11 protein-coding genes are annotated in these 14,162 nt (G+C 73.9%); 10 read left to right on the forward strand and 1 reads right to left on the reverse strand.

Going from position 1 to position 14,162, the window contains the following annotated elements; genetic code table 11:
• Nucleotides 1-11: 11 nt before the first annotated feature.
• The 3 genes from ACZ4Z3_RS12575 (at nucleotide 12) to ACZ4Z3_RS12585 (ending at nucleotide 2,550) form a co-directional block, all read left to right on the forward strand.
• Nucleotides 12-683, forward strand: a complete 672-nt coding sequence (locus ACZ4Z3_RS12575) for a response regulator (protein WP_468500950.1) — start codon at nucleotides 12-14, stop codon at nucleotides 681-683.
• Between the two features lie 119 nt (nucleotides 684-802).
• The gene (locus ACZ4Z3_RS12580) at nucleotides 803-1,993 is read left to right on the forward strand and encodes a cytochrome P450 family protein (protein WP_468500951.1); all 1,191 of its coding nucleotides are present in this window, start codon (nucleotides 803-805) and stop codon (nucleotides 1,991-1,993) included.
• Nucleotides 1,990-2,550: a hypothetical protein gene (locus tag ACZ4Z3_RS12585; RefSeq protein WP_468500952.1), complete on the forward strand. Its 561-nt coding sequence runs from the start codon at nucleotides 1,990-1,992 to the stop codon at nucleotides 2,548-2,550. Before ACZ4Z3_RS12580 ends, ACZ4Z3_RS12585 begins: the two co-directional genes overlap by 4 nt.
• A 42-nt stretch (nucleotides 2,551-2,592) precedes the next feature.
• Here the strand turns inward: ACZ4Z3_RS12585 and ACZ4Z3_RS12590 are convergent, their stop codons facing one another.
• The gene (locus ACZ4Z3_RS12590) at nucleotides 2,593-3,603 is read right to left on the reverse strand and encodes a Gfo/Idh/MocA family oxidoreductase (protein WP_468500953.1); all 1,011 of its coding nucleotides are present in this window, start codon (nucleotides 3,601-3,603) and stop codon (nucleotides 2,593-2,595) included.
• A 129-nt stretch (nucleotides 3,604-3,732) separates the two neighbouring features.
• On the opposite strand from ACZ4Z3_RS12590, the gene ACZ4Z3_RS12595 reads away from it, so the two are divergent.
• The 7 genes from ACZ4Z3_RS12595 (at nucleotide 3,733) to ACZ4Z3_RS12625 (ending at nucleotide 14,132) form a co-directional block, all read left to right on the forward strand.
• On the forward strand, nucleotides 3,733-4,470 hold the full coding sequence (locus ACZ4Z3_RS12595; protein ID WP_468501420.1) for a GntR family transcriptional regulator: 738 nt from the start codon (nucleotides 3,733-3,735) through the stop codon (nucleotides 4,468-4,470).
• 156 nt (nucleotides 4,471-4,626) lie between these two features.
• Entirely contained in the window at nucleotides 4,627-5,772 is a 1,146-nt protein-coding gene (locus ACZ4Z3_RS12600; RefSeq protein ID WP_055538063.1) for an ROK family glucokinase, read from the forward strand.
• Nucleotides 5,769-6,350: a sugar kinase gene (locus ACZ4Z3_RS12605; RefSeq protein WP_468500954.1), complete on the forward strand. Its 582-nt coding sequence runs from the start codon at nucleotides 5,769-5,771 to the stop codon at nucleotides 6,348-6,350. Before ACZ4Z3_RS12600 ends, ACZ4Z3_RS12605 begins: the two co-directional genes overlap by 4 nt.
• 137 nt (nucleotides 6,351-6,487) lie before the next feature.
• Nucleotides 6,488-9,364, forward strand: a complete 2,877-nt coding sequence (locus ACZ4Z3_RS12610) for a DEAD/DEAH box helicase (RefSeq protein WP_468500955.1) — start codon at nucleotides 6,488-6,490, stop codon at nucleotides 9,362-9,364.
• Between the two features lie 335 nt (nucleotides 9,365-9,699).
• Nucleotides 9,700-11,862: an SWIM zinc finger family protein gene (locus ACZ4Z3_RS12615; RefSeq protein ID WP_468501421.1), complete on the forward strand. Its 2,163-nt coding sequence runs from the start codon at nucleotides 9,700-9,702 to the stop codon at nucleotides 11,860-11,862.
• 238 nt (nucleotides 11,863-12,100) lie between these two features.
• The gene (gene pcaDC / locus ACZ4Z3_RS12620) at nucleotides 12,101-13,402 is read left to right on the forward strand and encodes a bifunctional 3-oxoadipate enol-lactonase/4-carboxymuconolactone decarboxylase PcaDC (protein WP_468500956.1); all 1,302 of its coding nucleotides are present in this window, start codon (nucleotides 12,101-12,103) and stop codon (nucleotides 13,400-13,402) included.
• Between the two features lie 94 nt (nucleotides 13,403-13,496).
• Complete coding sequence (locus ACZ4Z3_RS12625) at nucleotides 13,497-14,132, forward strand: MBL fold metallo-hydrolase (protein WP_468501422.1); 636 nt, start codon at nucleotides 13,497-13,499, stop codon at nucleotides 14,130-14,132.
• Nucleotides 14,133-14,162 lie beyond the last annotated feature (30 nt).

Consider the following 14,162-nt stretch of genomic DNA (forward strand, 5'->3'; position numbering starts at 1 on the left):
ACGGCGCGCCGATGACCCCCATCCGACTGCTCCTCGTCGACGACGACCCCCTCGTCCGCGCCGGGCTCTCCTTCATGCTGGGCGGCGCCGACGACATCGAGATCGTGGGCGAGGCCGCCGACGGCGCCGACGTGGACGCCCTGGTCGACCGTGCCCGCCCCGACGTCGTCCTCATGGACATCCGGATGCCCACCGTCGACGGCCTCTCGGCCACCGAACGGCTCCGCCGCCGCGCGGACGCCCCCCAGGTGGTCGTCCTCACCACCTTCCACGCCGACGACCAGGTCCTGCGGGCCCTGCGCGCGGGCGCCGCCGGGTTCGTACTGAAGGACACCCCGCCCGCCGAGATCGTCGACGCGGTACGCCGGGTCGCCGCCGGTGATCCCGTCCTGTCGCCCGCCGTCACCCGTCAGCTGATGGAGCACGCGGCGGGCGGCGCCCCCGACACCCGCCGCACGACGGCCCGTTCCCGGGTCGCCGCCCTCAACGACCGGGAACGCGAGGTCGCCGTCGCGGTCGGCCGGGGCGTCTCCAACGCCGAGATCGCCGCCGAACTCTTCATGAGCGTCGCCACCGTCAAGACCCACGTCTCCCGCATCCTCGCCAAGCTCGACCTCAACAACCGGGTGCAGATCGCCCTGTTGACGTACGACGCCGGGCTGCTGGAGGAGGACGGACGCTAGCGCCGGCCGCCAGGGCGGGGAGCCCCGACCGGGGGCGGTCGCCCGGTGGGCGGGGAATCCGGTGCCTGGCGCGGGCACTCGCGCGGGGGCCCGTGCGTTGTGCGGGTGAGGGGGGATTCATGGGGAACACGCATGTGATCGATCTGAGGGAGTACGGGGCCCGGTTCACCGAGGACCCGTATCCCGTGTACGCCGAGCTGCGCGCGCTCGGCCCGGTGCACCGGGTCCGGCTGCCCGGACCCGACGCGCACCACGAGGCGTGGCTGGTCGTGGGGTACGAGGAGGCGCGGGCGGCGCTCGCCGACCCCCGGCTGTCGAAGGACGCCTCGAAGATCGGTGTCACCTTCCTCGACGAGGAGCTGATCGGCAAGTACCTGCTGGTCTCCGACCCGCCGCAGCACACACGGCTGCGGGGGCTCATCACCCGCGAGTTCACCGCCCGCCGTGTGGAGCGACTCCGGCCCCGGATCCAGCAGATCACCGACGACCTGCTCGATGCGGTGCTGCCGCTCGGACGCGCCGACCTCGTGGAGTCCTTCGCCTATCCGCTGCCGCTCACCGTCATCTGCGAACTGCTCGGCGTGCCCGAGTTGGACCGCGCAGCCTTCCGCGAGATGTCGACGGAGACGGTGGCCCCCACCAGCGCGGAGAGCGAGTACGACGCCTTCGTCCGACTCGCCGCGTACCTGGGCGAGCTGATCGAGGACAAGCGGTGCTCCCCGCCCGCCGACGACCTGCTCAGCGCGCTGATCCGCACGACCGACGAGGACGGCGACCGGCTGTCGCCGGACGAGCTGCGCGGCATGGCCTTCATCCTGCTCATCGCCGGCCACGAGACCACGGTCAACCTCATCGGCAACGCCGTGCGCACCCTGCTCGCCCACCCCGGCCAACTCGCCGAGGTACGCGCCGACATGAGCCTGGTGGACGCGGTGGTGGAGGAGACCCTGCGCTACGAGGGCCCCGTGGAGAACGCGACGTTCCGCTTCGCCGCCGAGCCCCTCGTCATCGCCGGCACACCCATCGAGGCGGGCGATTCCGTGCTGGTCGGCCTGGCCGCCGCCGACCGCGACGACAGCCGCTGCCCCGTCGCCGACCGCTTCGACATCCACCGCGACACCCGGGGCCACCTCGCCTTCGGGCACGGCATCCACTACTGCCTGGGCGCGCCTCTGGCCCGGCTGGAGGCCCGCGTCGCCCTCCGCACGCTCCTCGACCGCTGCCCCGACCTCGCCCTCGACGGAACGCCGGGCCCCTGGCTGCCGGGCATGCTGATACGCGGCGTACGGAGCCTGCCGGTCCGCTGGTGAGTACGCTCTCCTCGCCCGCGCATGCCGCCCCCGAGCCCCCGCAGGAGAACCCGACCATGCTGCGCACCGCGGAGATCACGGCGGCCCTCACCCGGCCGCCGGGCGGCAAGGAGAGCCATCAGCTGTACTGGGGGCCCACCCTGGAGTTCAGCCTGGACTGCTTCGTCTGCGAGCGCCTCGGCCGCACCACGTTCTTCGAGCGGGGCGCGGAGAAGGCCCTGTGCTCCGGTACCCGCAGCGGCCTCGGCCGCCATCACGCGCCGGCCCGCATCGCCGCGTTCGACAGCACCTCCGGCGACGAACGGCTCGCGGTGCGGATCCTGGTCGACTTCTGGTGGGCGCCCTTCGAGGACGGCCGTGACGGCCGCCGCTCCGCGGCCCCGACCAGCCACCCCTGGGTGCGACTGCACCTCGGGTACTACTGCCACGAGACCAGGGAGTCCGGCAAGCCCAGCATCCAGACCAACGTGAGCCGCCCGTGGGACCTCCGCTGCGGCGACTGCGACCAGATCCTGGCCACCGACACGGAGACCCCGGCGGTACGGCTGCTCGTGTGACCCGCGCGCACGGACACACCGGCGGTACGGCCGCCGGGCGGCTCAGTCGCGGCCGCCCGGGATCTCTCCGAGGTTCACCGGCCGGTGCTCCCGGCGGGACAGCTCGCAGGCCTCGGCGACGCGCAACGCCTGCAGCGCCTCACGGCCGTCGCAGGGGTTGGCCCGCTCACCGCGCACCACTTCGACGAACGCGGCGACCTCGGCCTCGTACGCGGCGGCGAAACGCTCCAGGAAACCGGTCCACGGCTTGTCGGCGGGCGGCGGCCCGGCCGGCTCGGTGGACGCGACCGGCGTACGGTCGTCCAGCCCGACCACCACGGTGTCCAGCTCACCGGCCAGCTCCATGCGGACGTCGTAGCCCGCCCCGTTCACCCGCGCCGCCGTCGCCGTGACGAGGGTGCCGTCCTCCAGCGTCAGCACGGCGGCCGCCGTGTCCACGTCGTGCGCCTCCCGGAACATCGGGTTCCCGGTGTCCGACCCCGTGGCGTACACGGTGACGACCTCGCGCCCCGTCACCCAGCGCACGGCGTCCAGATCGTGGATCATGCAGTCCCGGAAGATCCCCCCGGAGACCGTCAGGTACCCGGCGGGTGGCGGCGCCTGGTCGGCGCTCAGCGCCCGCACGGTGTGCAGCCGCCCCAGCCGGCCCGAGCGCACGGCCTCACGGGCGCTGACATAGCCGGAGTCGAAGCGACGCTGGAAGCCCATCTGCAGCACGGTTCCGGCGGCGTCGACCTCGGCGAGCGCGTTTAAGGTGCCCTGCATGTCCACGGCGATGGGTTTCTCGCAGAACACCGGGAGTCCCGAGCGTGCTGCCCGACCGATCAGTTCGCCGTGGGCCGATGTGGCGGCCGTGATGACCACGGCGTCCACACCCCAGGTGAAGATCTCGTCCACTCCCGGTGCGACCGTCTCGCCCAGGCGGTCCGCGAGGTCATGGGCCCGCGCCGTGTCGACGTCCGTGATGATCAGGGAGCCGACGTCGCGGTGACGGCTGAGCGCGGTCGCGTGAATCGTCCCGATTCGACCCGCTCCGATAAGTCCGATGCGCATGAGAAACAAAGTGCGGGCGTACCCGCCGCCGTGTCAATGCTTTGTCCGGACAACCGAACGACGCGGCTTCCCGTCATCCGGCACCGGGGCTACGCTCGGCCCGTGCCGAAACCAGAAGTGGATCCGACCGTGTCGCTCCAGCTCAGCGTCGACCGCAGCAGCCCGGTCCCGCTCTACTTCCAGCTGTCGCAGCAACTGGAGGCCGCGATCGAGCACGGCGCGCTGACCCCGGGCAGCCTGCTGGGCAACGAGATCGAGCTGGCCGCCCGCCTCGGCCTGTCCCGCCCCACCGTCCGCCAGGCCATCCAGTCCCTCGTCGACAAGGGCCTCCTCGTCCGCCGCCGCGGCGTGGGCACGCAGGTCGTCCACAGCCAGGTCAAGCGCCCCCTGGAGCTCAGCAGCCTCTACGACGACCTGGAGGCCGCCGGCCAGCGCCCCGAGACCCGGGTCCTGCTCAACACCACGGTCCCCGCCTCCGCCGAGGTCGCCGCCGCCCTCGCCGTCGCGGAGGGCGGAGAGGTCCACCGGATCGAGCGACTCCGTCTGGCCCACGGCGAGCCCATGGCCGCCCTGTGCAACTACCTCCCGACCGGCCTGCTGGACCTCGACTCGCCCCAACTGGAGTCGACGGGCCTGTACCGCCTGATGCGCTCCGCGGGCATCACCCTGCACAGCGCCCGCCAGACGATCGGTGCGAGAACGGCCACACCGGAGGAAGCCGAACGCCTGACCGAACCCGACGGCGCCCCGCTCCTGACCATGCAACGCACCACCTTCGACGACACGGGCAGAGCGGTCGAATACGGCACCCACATCTACCGAGCCTCCCGCTACTCGTTCGACTTCCAACTCCTGGTGAGGGCATAGGCGACTTCCCGTCCCCTCGATGGCGGCGCGGCCGCCGAATGGGGGCGCGGGGAACTGCGCGACCGGCCCCCACCGGACCCCGCACCCGAAAAACAACCCATGGCACCCCCCGCCCCCACGCCGCACCAAGCGGAGCGCTAAGGCAGAATCGGCCCGATGAGCACTTACCGCGACTTCACCCACCGCGGCTCCGCGCGGGCCACCGTCCTGCGTACCGTCGGCACGCGCGAGCGCCGCTCGCACCTGACGGCGCCCCGCGTCCCCACCGTCGGCATCGACATCGGCGGGACGAAGGTCATGGCGGGCGTCGTGGACGCCGACGGCAACATCCTGGAGAAGCTCCGCACGGAGACCCCGGACAAGTCCAAGAGCCCCCAGGTCGTCGAGGACACGATCGTGGAGCTGGTGCTGGACCTCTCCGACCGGCACGACGTGCACGCCGTCGGCATCGGTGCCGCCGGCTGGGTCGACGCGGACCGCAACCGCGTGCTGTTCGCCCCGCACCTGTCCTGGCGCAACGAACCACTGCGCGACCGGCTCGCCGGCCGCCTCGCCGTGCCCGTGCTGGTCGACAACGACGCCAACGCCGCCGCCTGGGCCGAGTGGCGCTTCGGCGCCGGCCGTGACGAGGACCACCTGGTCATGATCACGCTCGGTACCGGCATCGGCGGCGCGATCCTGGAGGACGGTCAGGTCAAGCGCGGAAAGTTCGGGGTCGCCGGGGAGTTCGGCCATATGCAGGTCGTGCCCGGCGGACACCGCTGCCCGTGCGGCAACCGCGGCTGCTGGGAGCAGTACAGCTCCGGGAACGCGCTGGTCAGAGAGGCCCGCGAGCTGGCCGCGGCGGACTCCCCGGTCGCGTACGGGATCATCGAGCACGTCAAGGGCAACATCGGCGACATCACCGGGCCGATGATCACCGAGCTGGCCCGTGAGGGCGACGCGATGTGCATCGAGCTGCTCCAGGACATCGGCCAGTGGCTCGGCGTCGGCATCGCCAACCTGGCTGCCGCCCTCGACCCGTCCTGCTTCGTGATCGGCGGCGGTGTCTCGGCCGCCGACGACCTCCTCATCGGCCCCGCCCGCGACGCCTTCCGCCGCCATCTCACCGGCCGCGGCTACCGCCCCGAGGCCCGTATCGCCCGCGCCCAGCTCGGCCCCGAGGCCGGGATGGTGGGCGCCGCCGACCTCGCCCGCCTCGTCGCCCGCCGCTTCCGCCGCGCCAACCGCCGCCGGGTCGAGCGCTACGAGCGGTACGCGCGGTACGTGGAGGCCCGCCGCACCACCCAGGACTCCGCATGACCGCCTCCGTGCCCCGCCAGGGCACCTCACCCGAGGAACCCGAGCAGCCCGCCGAGGACCGCCGCCACAAGATCCGCCGGCGCGCGCTCACCCTGGCGATCATCGTGCTGCTCATCGGCGTCCCCGCCGGATATCTGGTGATCTCCGCGAACCAGAGCCGGGACAGCGGCAAGGACAAGGAGGAGAAGTACTCGGCGACCGGCCTCACCGCGCACTGGCCCTCCCGGCTCCAGCAGCGCCTCTACGACGTCCCGATCCCGCCGTACTCGAAGCACCTCGCGTACTACGAGACCAACAACTGGCGGACCAGCCGTCTGTACGTGCAGTTCTACACGAGCAACGAGGGCCTCGAACGCTTCCTCGACCAGATCGGCACCAGCACGGCGGCACTGAAGAAGGGCGAGCTGGCCGTCCACGCCCGCGACCGGCGGATCGTCGGCTGGGACTTCAGCGGCCCCGGCCCCTGGTACGGCCTCGTCAACAAGCGGAAGAGTCCCGCGCCCACCCACGACATCGTCGTGAACCGGTCCAACCCGGACCATCCGATGGTGTACCTGGTGTCCCGAACCGTGCCCTGACCTGTGCGTATCCGGGCCCGCGCGGGCTCCCGCACGGTCGGCGGGACCGATTGTCAGACCCCGCCCGTAGAGTCGGAGACAGCTGATCGGAGCCGGAGACGGCTCATCCGACCATGGGCGGGGAGGTGACCGTACGCATGCGGGACATGGCTGCTGCCGAGGCCGACCCGGCCGTTCACGGGGCCGTCACGGCCGTGCCCGTGACACCGGTCGTCACCGATCCCCTGAGCGTCCCGGTGCGGCTGGCCGCCGTCTTCCTGCCGGCGCCCCTGCCCCGCCACGGCCGGGTCGCGTTCTGGGACCCGGACAGCGACAAACCACCGCCCGGCACCCCCGAGGACCTCACCGTCGTCCGACGGCACGGCGCCACCGGCGTCCGCAGAGGGACCGTCCCCGCCCTGTCCCTGCCCGTCGCCGCCGCCCTGCCCCTGCTCGCCCGGGCCCGCCGCGACCCCGCCGCCCACCCCGCCACGGCCTGCTGGGGCGCCGCCGCCCTGCACGCGCTGCGGCTCGTCGCCCGGGGACGCCTGCTGCCGGGGCTCACCGCCGACGGGTTCGACGCCTGGCGCGCCGGACCGCTCGACCCGGACGACATCGCCCACCTCAGGGCCGTCGCCGCGGCCCTGCCGTACGAGGGCCACGCCGTTCCGCTGCCCGGCAAGGGCCCCCTCCGGCTGCCCGAACCGGAAGCGCTGATGCGCTCCTTCCTGGACGCCGTCGCCGACACCCTGCCCCGCGGCCCGGCCGCGCCGTACGTCTCCGGCAAGCCCTTCGCGGCGAGCACCGGCCAGCGGCTTCCCGGCGCCCGCGACTGGGCCGCCGAGGTCGCCGCCGGCATGGACGCGGGTGTACGGATCTCCCTGCGCCTCGACCTGTCGGCGTACGACCTGTTCGACGACAGCGAAGGGGGCCGCCGGGCCGGCGCGGCCGTCGTCCAGGTGCACAGCCTCGCCGACCCCACGCTGGTCGTCGACGCGGCGGCGCTGTGGGCGGGCGACGCGGACGAGGCGTTCGGGCCCCGCGCCCGGGTGGACGCCGCCCTCGCCGTGCGCCGCGCGGCCCGCGTCTGGCCGCCCCTGGACCGGCTCGCCGACCAGGACGTCCCTGACGTCCTCGCGCTCTCCGAGGACGAGCTGTCCGACCTCCTCGGCGTGGCCGCGACCCGGCTGGCGGCGGCCGGGGTCGCCGTGCACTGGCCCCGCGACCTCGCCCAGGACCTGAGCGCCCGGGCCGAGGTGCGCCCGGCGCCCGGCTCGGCCACGGACGGCACCGGCTTCTTCGAGAGCGAGGAACTGCTCAGCTTCCGCTGGCAGTTGGCGCTCGGCGGCGACCCGCTCACCGACGCCGAGATGGACGCCCTGGCCGAGGCCCACCGCCCGGTCGTCCGGCTGCGCGACCAGTGGGTCCTCGTCGACCCGGCTCTCGTCCGCAAGGCCCGCCGACGCGAACTGGGCCTGCTCGACCCGGTGGACGCCCTGTCCGCCGCCCTGACCGGCACGGCCGACGTGGACGGCGAGACCGTGGAGGCGGTCCCGGTGGGCGCGCTGGCCGCGCTCCGCGACCGGCTGACGGCCGGCGTCGGCCCGGTCGACCCGCCCCCGGGCCTCGCGGCCACCCTCCGTGACTACCAGCTCCGGGGCCTGGCCTGGCTGGACCTCATGACCTCCCTCGGCCTCGGCGGCTGCCTCGCCGACGACATGGGCCTCGGCAAGACCATCACCGTCATCGCCCTGCATCTGCGCCGGGCCCGCCCCGAGCCCACCCTCGTCGTCTGCCCCGCCTCCCTGCTGGGCAACTGGCAGCGGGAGATCACCCGATTCGCCCCCGGTGTGCCCGTCCGCCGCTTCCACGGCCCCGACCGCTCCCTGGACGACCTCGGCCCCGGTTTCGTCCTCACCACCTACGGCACGATGCGCTCGACGGCACCCCGACTCGCCGAGCAGCGATGGGGGATGGTCGTCGCCGACGAGGCCCAGCACGTCAAGAACCCCTACTCGGCGACGGCGAAGGCCCTGCGCACCATCCCGACGCCCGCCCGGGTCGCCCTCACCGGCACCCCCGTGGAGAACAACCTCTCCGAGCTGTGGGCCCTGCTCGACTGGACCACCCCCGGCCTCCTCGGCCCCCTCAAGTCCTTCCGCGCCCGCCACGCCCGCGCCGTGGAGAACGGCGAGGACGAGGAGGCCGTGACCCGACTCGCCCGGCTGGTCCGCCCCTTCCTGCTCCGCCGCAAGAAGTCCGACCCCGGTATCGTCCCCGAACTCCCGCCCAAGACCGAGACCGACCACCCCGTCCCCCTCACCCGGGAACAGGCCGCGCTCTACGAGGCCGTCGTCCGCGAGTCGCTGCTGGCCATCGAGACGGCGAAGGGCATCGCCCGCCGGGGTCTGGTCCTGAAACTGCTGGGCGCCCTCAAACAGATCTGCGACCACCCGGCGCTGTACCTGAAGGAGGACGCGGCCGGCCACGGCGACCGCCTGTCCGCCCGCTCCGGCAAACTCGCCCTCCTCGACGAACTGGTCGACACCCTGCTCTCCGAGGACGGCTCGGCCCTGGTCTTCACCCAGTACGTGGGCATGGCCCGCCTGATCACCGCGCACCTCGCCGCCCGCGCGATCCCCGTCGAACTGCTCCACGGCGGCACCCCCGTCAAGGACCGCGAGGACATGGTGGACCGCTTCCAGAGCGGGGCGACCCCTGTCCTCGTCCTGTCCCTCAAGGCGGCCGGCACCGGCCTGAACCTCACCCGGGCCGGCCATGTCATCCACTTCGACCGCTGGTGGAACCCCGCGGTCGAGGAACAGGCCACCGACCGGGCCTACCGCATCGGCCAGACCCAGCCCGTCCAGGTCCACCGCCTCATCACCGAGGGCACCATCGAGGACCGCATCGCCGAGATGCTCGAAGCGAAGCGGGCCCTCTCCGACGCCATCCTCGGCTCCGGCGAGGCGGCCCTCACGGAACTGACCGACCGCGAACTGACCGACCTCGTCTCGCTGCGGAGGTCGACATGAGCGCCCCCGACCACCCCGCGCCCCGCCCCGCGGACGCGGCCCGCCAGGCACTGCGCGCGGCCCGCGAACGGGCCCTGCGCGGCGCGGACCAGGAGGAGACCGCGACGCCACCGACGCCGACCGACTGGGGTTCGGCGACCGGCGGTACCGAGGGGGCGCAGGGCGCGGAGGGGACGAGCGACTCGGGCGGCGCCGAGAGCATGTCTGGTGGGGCTGCTGGAAGGTCCGACCGTGCTGGTGCTGGTGCTGGTGCTGGTGCTGGTGCCTCGGACTCGGAGGGTGCTGCGTCCGGCGGAGCCCGTGGGGCCGGTGAGACGTCGGGGCGGGGCGTGGAGATGACGTCCGGGCGTGGCAGTGCGGTGCCGCAAAGCCTTGGTGACGAGTCGGAGGGCGGGGGTACGGCCGCCGCGTCGGCCCGGAGTGAGACCCAAGGGACGCGGGGTGCCCGGCCGGGTGATGTGGCCCGGGCGGCGCTGTGGCGGGCCGCGGGCGCCAGGGCGGCAGCCCCGCCGGAGGAGCCGTCAGGGGAGCGTGCGTCACGCACCCCCGAGGCCCCGCGTGCCGGTGGGACCGCCGCACCGGGCGGTGCCCGGCCCGGTGACATCGCCCGTGCCGCGCTGCGCGCCGCTCGGAGCGCGGCGGAGCGGGCCCGCGCGGAGGCCGAGGCGGAATCCAAGGCCAAGGCTGATGCCAAGGGCAGGACCGATGCTGATGCCGGGGCCAAGGCCAGGATCGGTGCTGATGCCGGTGCCGGGGGAGCCGCACCTGAGGCATCGGCGGCACCGGCAGCAGCCGATGCCGGGCGCCGGGCTGTGCCCTCGCGCCGTCCGGCGGATCAGGCCCCGAGCCGCCGCAGCGGGGGGCAGGAAGGGAGGGGACACAGCGCTGACCGGGGTGAGGGCGCTGACCGGAGTGAGGGGCCCCGCCCGGTCCGGGACCTACGCGCCTTGCTCGCCGGTGCGTTCGAGCTGCCCTCGGAGGACCTTGCGCCGACGCACGGCCTCACCGCCGCCGAGCCTCCGCAGGGCGACTCCCGTGATACGGCGAGAGCCGAAGCCCGTAACCGAGCCGAACCGCTAGCCCGAGGCGAAGCCGAAGCTCCCCTCGGCGACCGGGCTGTCGGCCGTGCCGTCGACCACCCCGCAGATGCCCGGTCCGCAGGCGGCGGCGCCACGCCCCGTGTCCCCCGCACCATGGCCGCCCCCTCCCGTGACGGCGAACTCCGGCGTACCTTCCGGGCCTTTCCGCCCCGGACCTCGGGCGGAGAGGCGTTCGCGGAGAGCTGGTGGGGGAACGCGTGGGTGACCGCGTTGGAGGAGGGCGCCCTGGACGCGGCCCGGCTCGTGCGGGGGCGGGCGTACGCCGACAAGGGTTACGTGGACGCGATCACGGTCACGCCGGGGCTGGTGCTGGCGTACGTCCACGGCAGCCGGCCCCGGCCCTACCGGGTGCAGGTCCGGCTGCGGACACTGGACGACGACGAGTGGGACCGTTTCCTGGACACGGCGGCCGAACGCCCCGCAGACATCGCCGCCCTGCTCGACAAGGAACTCCCGCAGTCCCTCGCCGGTGCCGGTGTTGGTGCCGCGCCTGCGTCCGGCGGCCGGAGCCCTCGCGGTACGCGATTGCTGCCCGGACCGGGTGAGCTGGAGTCCCACTGCAGCTGCCCGGACCGAGGGCACCCCTGCAAGCACGCGGCGGCGCTCTGCTACCAGACGGCACGGCTGCTGGACGAGGACCCGTTCGTCCTGCTGCTGCTGCGCGGCCGGGGCGAGCGGGAGTTGCTCGACGCGTTGTCGCGGCGCAACGCCGCGCGGGCGGCGCGTGCCGCGCAGGAGCAGCGGCCCGCGGCACTCCCCGGTGTCCGGGCGAGCGAGGCCCTCGTCCCGCGCACGCTTCCGCCGCTGCCCGCACCGCTGCCCCCGCCCCCGCACCCGGAGCAGCCCCCGGTGTATCCGGGGGCGCCGGGCGGCCCGGACCCGTTCGCGCTGGACCAGTTGGCCACCGACGCGGCGGCCCGGGCGCACGCGCTGCTCACCACCGGACGGGACCCGGTCGCCGAGCTGACGCTCTGGCAGGACGCGGTACGGCTGGCCGCGGCCCGCCCCGGCTCCGGTCTGACCGCCACCACCCGCGCCCTGTACTCGTCGCTGGCCGCCGCCACCGGCCGCACCCCGGCCGACCTGGCCCGCGCGGTCGCCGCCTGGCGTCAGGGCGGCCTCGAAGGGCTCGCCGTCCTGGAGGAGCCGTGGGACCCGCCGGCGGGCCGCTTCGACCGTGCCCGCCCGCTGCTCCTCGCCGCCGACCTGCCGGCGTTCCGTCCCTGGCACAACCACCTCACCCACCCCCTCGGCCACGTCCAACTGCGCCTGGGCAGGGACGGCCTGTGGTACGCCTACGAGTCCGAACCGGGCCACGACGACTGGTGGCCGAGAGGCACACCCGACCTCGACCCGGTGGGAGCCCTGACGGGCCTGGGCTCGACCGACGACCACTGACCCTCACGGACGCGGAGACCCCCAACCCCGACGGCGCGCCGGGGGCGCCCGCAGCGCACGACACGCTGGGAACTTTGTTCGACGGATGGTCCGTCGTCGTGCTCCGTTCCCGCGCCCGGGGCGTGACCTGCGCTTCGGTGAAGACCGTGTGGAAGTTGCCCGTCGATGTTCGGGAGCCGCACGGGCGGATTCCGGTCCCCGGGACGGAGCACCGAGGGCGGGACGTTAGCGTGGAGCGGTGAGTGAGACGACGACCCCTGCCCTCCAGTACCGCTTCGACGGGCCGGACGACGCCCCGGTCCTCATCCTCGGGCCCTCGCTCGGTACGACATGGCACATGTGGGACAGGCAGATCCCCGAACTGACCAGGCAGTGGCGGGTCTTCCGGTTCGACCTGCCGGGCCACGGCGGTGCGCCCGCGTACCCCGGCGGCTCGGTCTCCGAGCTGGCCGCCCGGCTGCTGGCCACACTGGACGCGGTCGGTGTGCAGCGCTTCGGCTACGCGGGCTGCGCGCTCGGCGGCGCCATCGGCGCGGAGCTCGCGCTGCGCCATCCCGACCGCATCGCCTCGCTCGCGCTGATCGCCGCCTCGCCGCGCTTCGGCACGGCCGACGAGTTCCGCCAGCGCGGCGTGATCGTACGGACGAACGGTCTCGACCCGATCGCGCGTACGGCCCCGGACCGCTGGTTCACCGCCGGGTTCGCGGCGGCGCAGCCCGCGATCACCGAGTGGGCCGTGCAGATGGTCCGCACCACCGACCCCGGCTGCTACATCGCCGCCTGCGAGGCCCTCGCCTCGTTCGACGTCCGCGCCGAGCTGGGCCGTATCGGGGTTCCCACCCTGGTCCTCGTCGGCTCCGACGACCAGGTCACCGGGCCCGCCGAGGCCCGTACGCTCGTCGCGGGCATCCCGGACGCCCGGCTCGCCGTCGTCCCCAGCGCCTCGCACCTGGTGCCCGTCGAGCAGCCCGCCGCGGTCACCGACCTCCTCGTCCGGCACTTCTCGACGGCCTGGCAGCCGGTCTACGACTCGACCACCGGTCAGATCGCCATCCCGGCGGCGCCCGCCAAGCCGGCCCTCGCGGTCGCCGTGCCGCAGCAGAGCGGTCCCGTCGCCGAGATCGCCCCGGCCGCCGTCCAACCGGAGGCGACGGGCAGACCGGACCCGTACGACGCCGGGCTCAAGGTCCGCCGCGAGGTGCTCGGCGACGCGCACGTCGACCGGGCGCTGGCCACGGCGGACGAGTTCTCCGGGGACTTCCAGGAGTTCATCACCCGCTACGCCTGGGGCGAGATCTGGGACCGGCCGGGCCTCGACCGCCGCTCCCGCAGCTGCGTCACGCTCACCGCCCTCGTCGCCGGCGGACACCTCGACGAACTCGCCTTCCACACCCGGGCCGCCCTGCGCAACGGGCTCACCCCGAACGAGATCAAGGAAGTCCTCCTGCAGGCCGCCGTCTACTGCGGCGTCCCGGCCGCGAACAGCGCCTTCAAGGTCGCCCAGCAGATCATCCGGGAGGAGACCACCCCCGAGGAATGACCCCGGCAGCCGGCCCGCACAGGCCGGGAGCTGGTGCGGGAAACCGGCGAGCGGGCCCTCGGGCGCCCAGCGGGGGCAGGATGGACTCATGACCATGAAGCTCACGAAGAAGTCGCACGCCTGCGTCCGTCTGGAGAAGGGCGGACGCACGCTCGTCATCGACCCCGGCGGGTTCAGCGAGGAGGACGCGGCGGTCGGCGCGGACGCGGTCCTGGTCACGCACGAGCACCCCGACCACTTCGACGAGGGACGGCTGCGCGCGGCCCTGGAGGGCAACCCGGCCGCCGAGATCTGGACCCTGCGCTCCGTCGCCGAGCAGATCTCCGCCGCGTTCCCCGGCCGGGTGCACACCGTCGGCCACGGCGACACGTTCACCGCCGCGGGCTTCGACATCCAGGTGCACGGCGAGCTGCACGCCGTCATCCACCCAGAGATCCCCCGCATCACCAACGTCGGCTACCTCGTCGACGGCGGCCGGGTCTTCCACCCCGGTGACGCCCTGACCGTCCCCGACCACGCCGTGGAGACGCTGATGCTCCCCGTGATGGCCCCCTGGAGCAAGATCTCCGAGGTCATCGACTACGTCCGCGAGGTCAAGCCGCAACGCGCCTACGACATCCACGACGCCCTCCTCACCGACCTGGCCCGCCCGATCTACGACCGCCAGATCGGCGCCCTGGGCGGCGCCGAACACCTCCGCCTCGCCCCCGGGACCTCGGCGGACCTGTAGGGGAACGGGGCGGGGGACCGGGCGGGACGG

This window comes from Streptomyces sp. NPDC030296 (assembly GCF_055572815.1).

Coding starts and splice junctions, on each gene's coding strand:
- ACZ4Z3_RS12610 (WP_468500955.1), top strand. CDS start 6,488: ATGCGGGACATGGCTGCTGCCGAGGCCGACCCGGCCGTTCACGGGGCC.
- ACZ4Z3_RS12590 (WP_468500953.1), bottom strand. CDS start 3,603: ATGCGCATCGGACTTATCGGAGCGGGTCGAATCGGGACGATTCACGCG.
- ACZ4Z3_RS12625 (WP_468501422.1), top strand. CDS start 13,497: ATGAAGCTCACGAAGAAGTCGCACGCCTGCGTCCGTCTGGAGAAGGGC.
- ACZ4Z3_RS12575 (WP_468500950.1), top strand. CDS start 12: ATGACCCCCATCCGACTGCTCCTCGTCGACGACGACCCCCTCGTCCGC.
- ACZ4Z3_RS12580 (WP_468500951.1), top strand. CDS start 803: ATGGGGAACACGCATGTGATCGATCTGAGGGAGTACGGGGCCCGGTTC.
- ACZ4Z3_RS12600 (WP_055538063.1), top strand. CDS start 4,627: ATGAGCACTTACCGCGACTTCACCCACCGCGGCTCCGCGCGGGCCACC.
- ACZ4Z3_RS12615 (WP_468501421.1), top strand. CDS start 9,700: ATGACGTCCGGGCGTGGCAGTGCGGTGCCGCAAAGCCTTGGTGACGAG.
- ACZ4Z3_RS12605 (WP_468500954.1), top strand. CDS start 5,769: ATGACCGCCTCCGTGCCCCGCCAGGGCACCTCACCCGAGGAACCCGAG.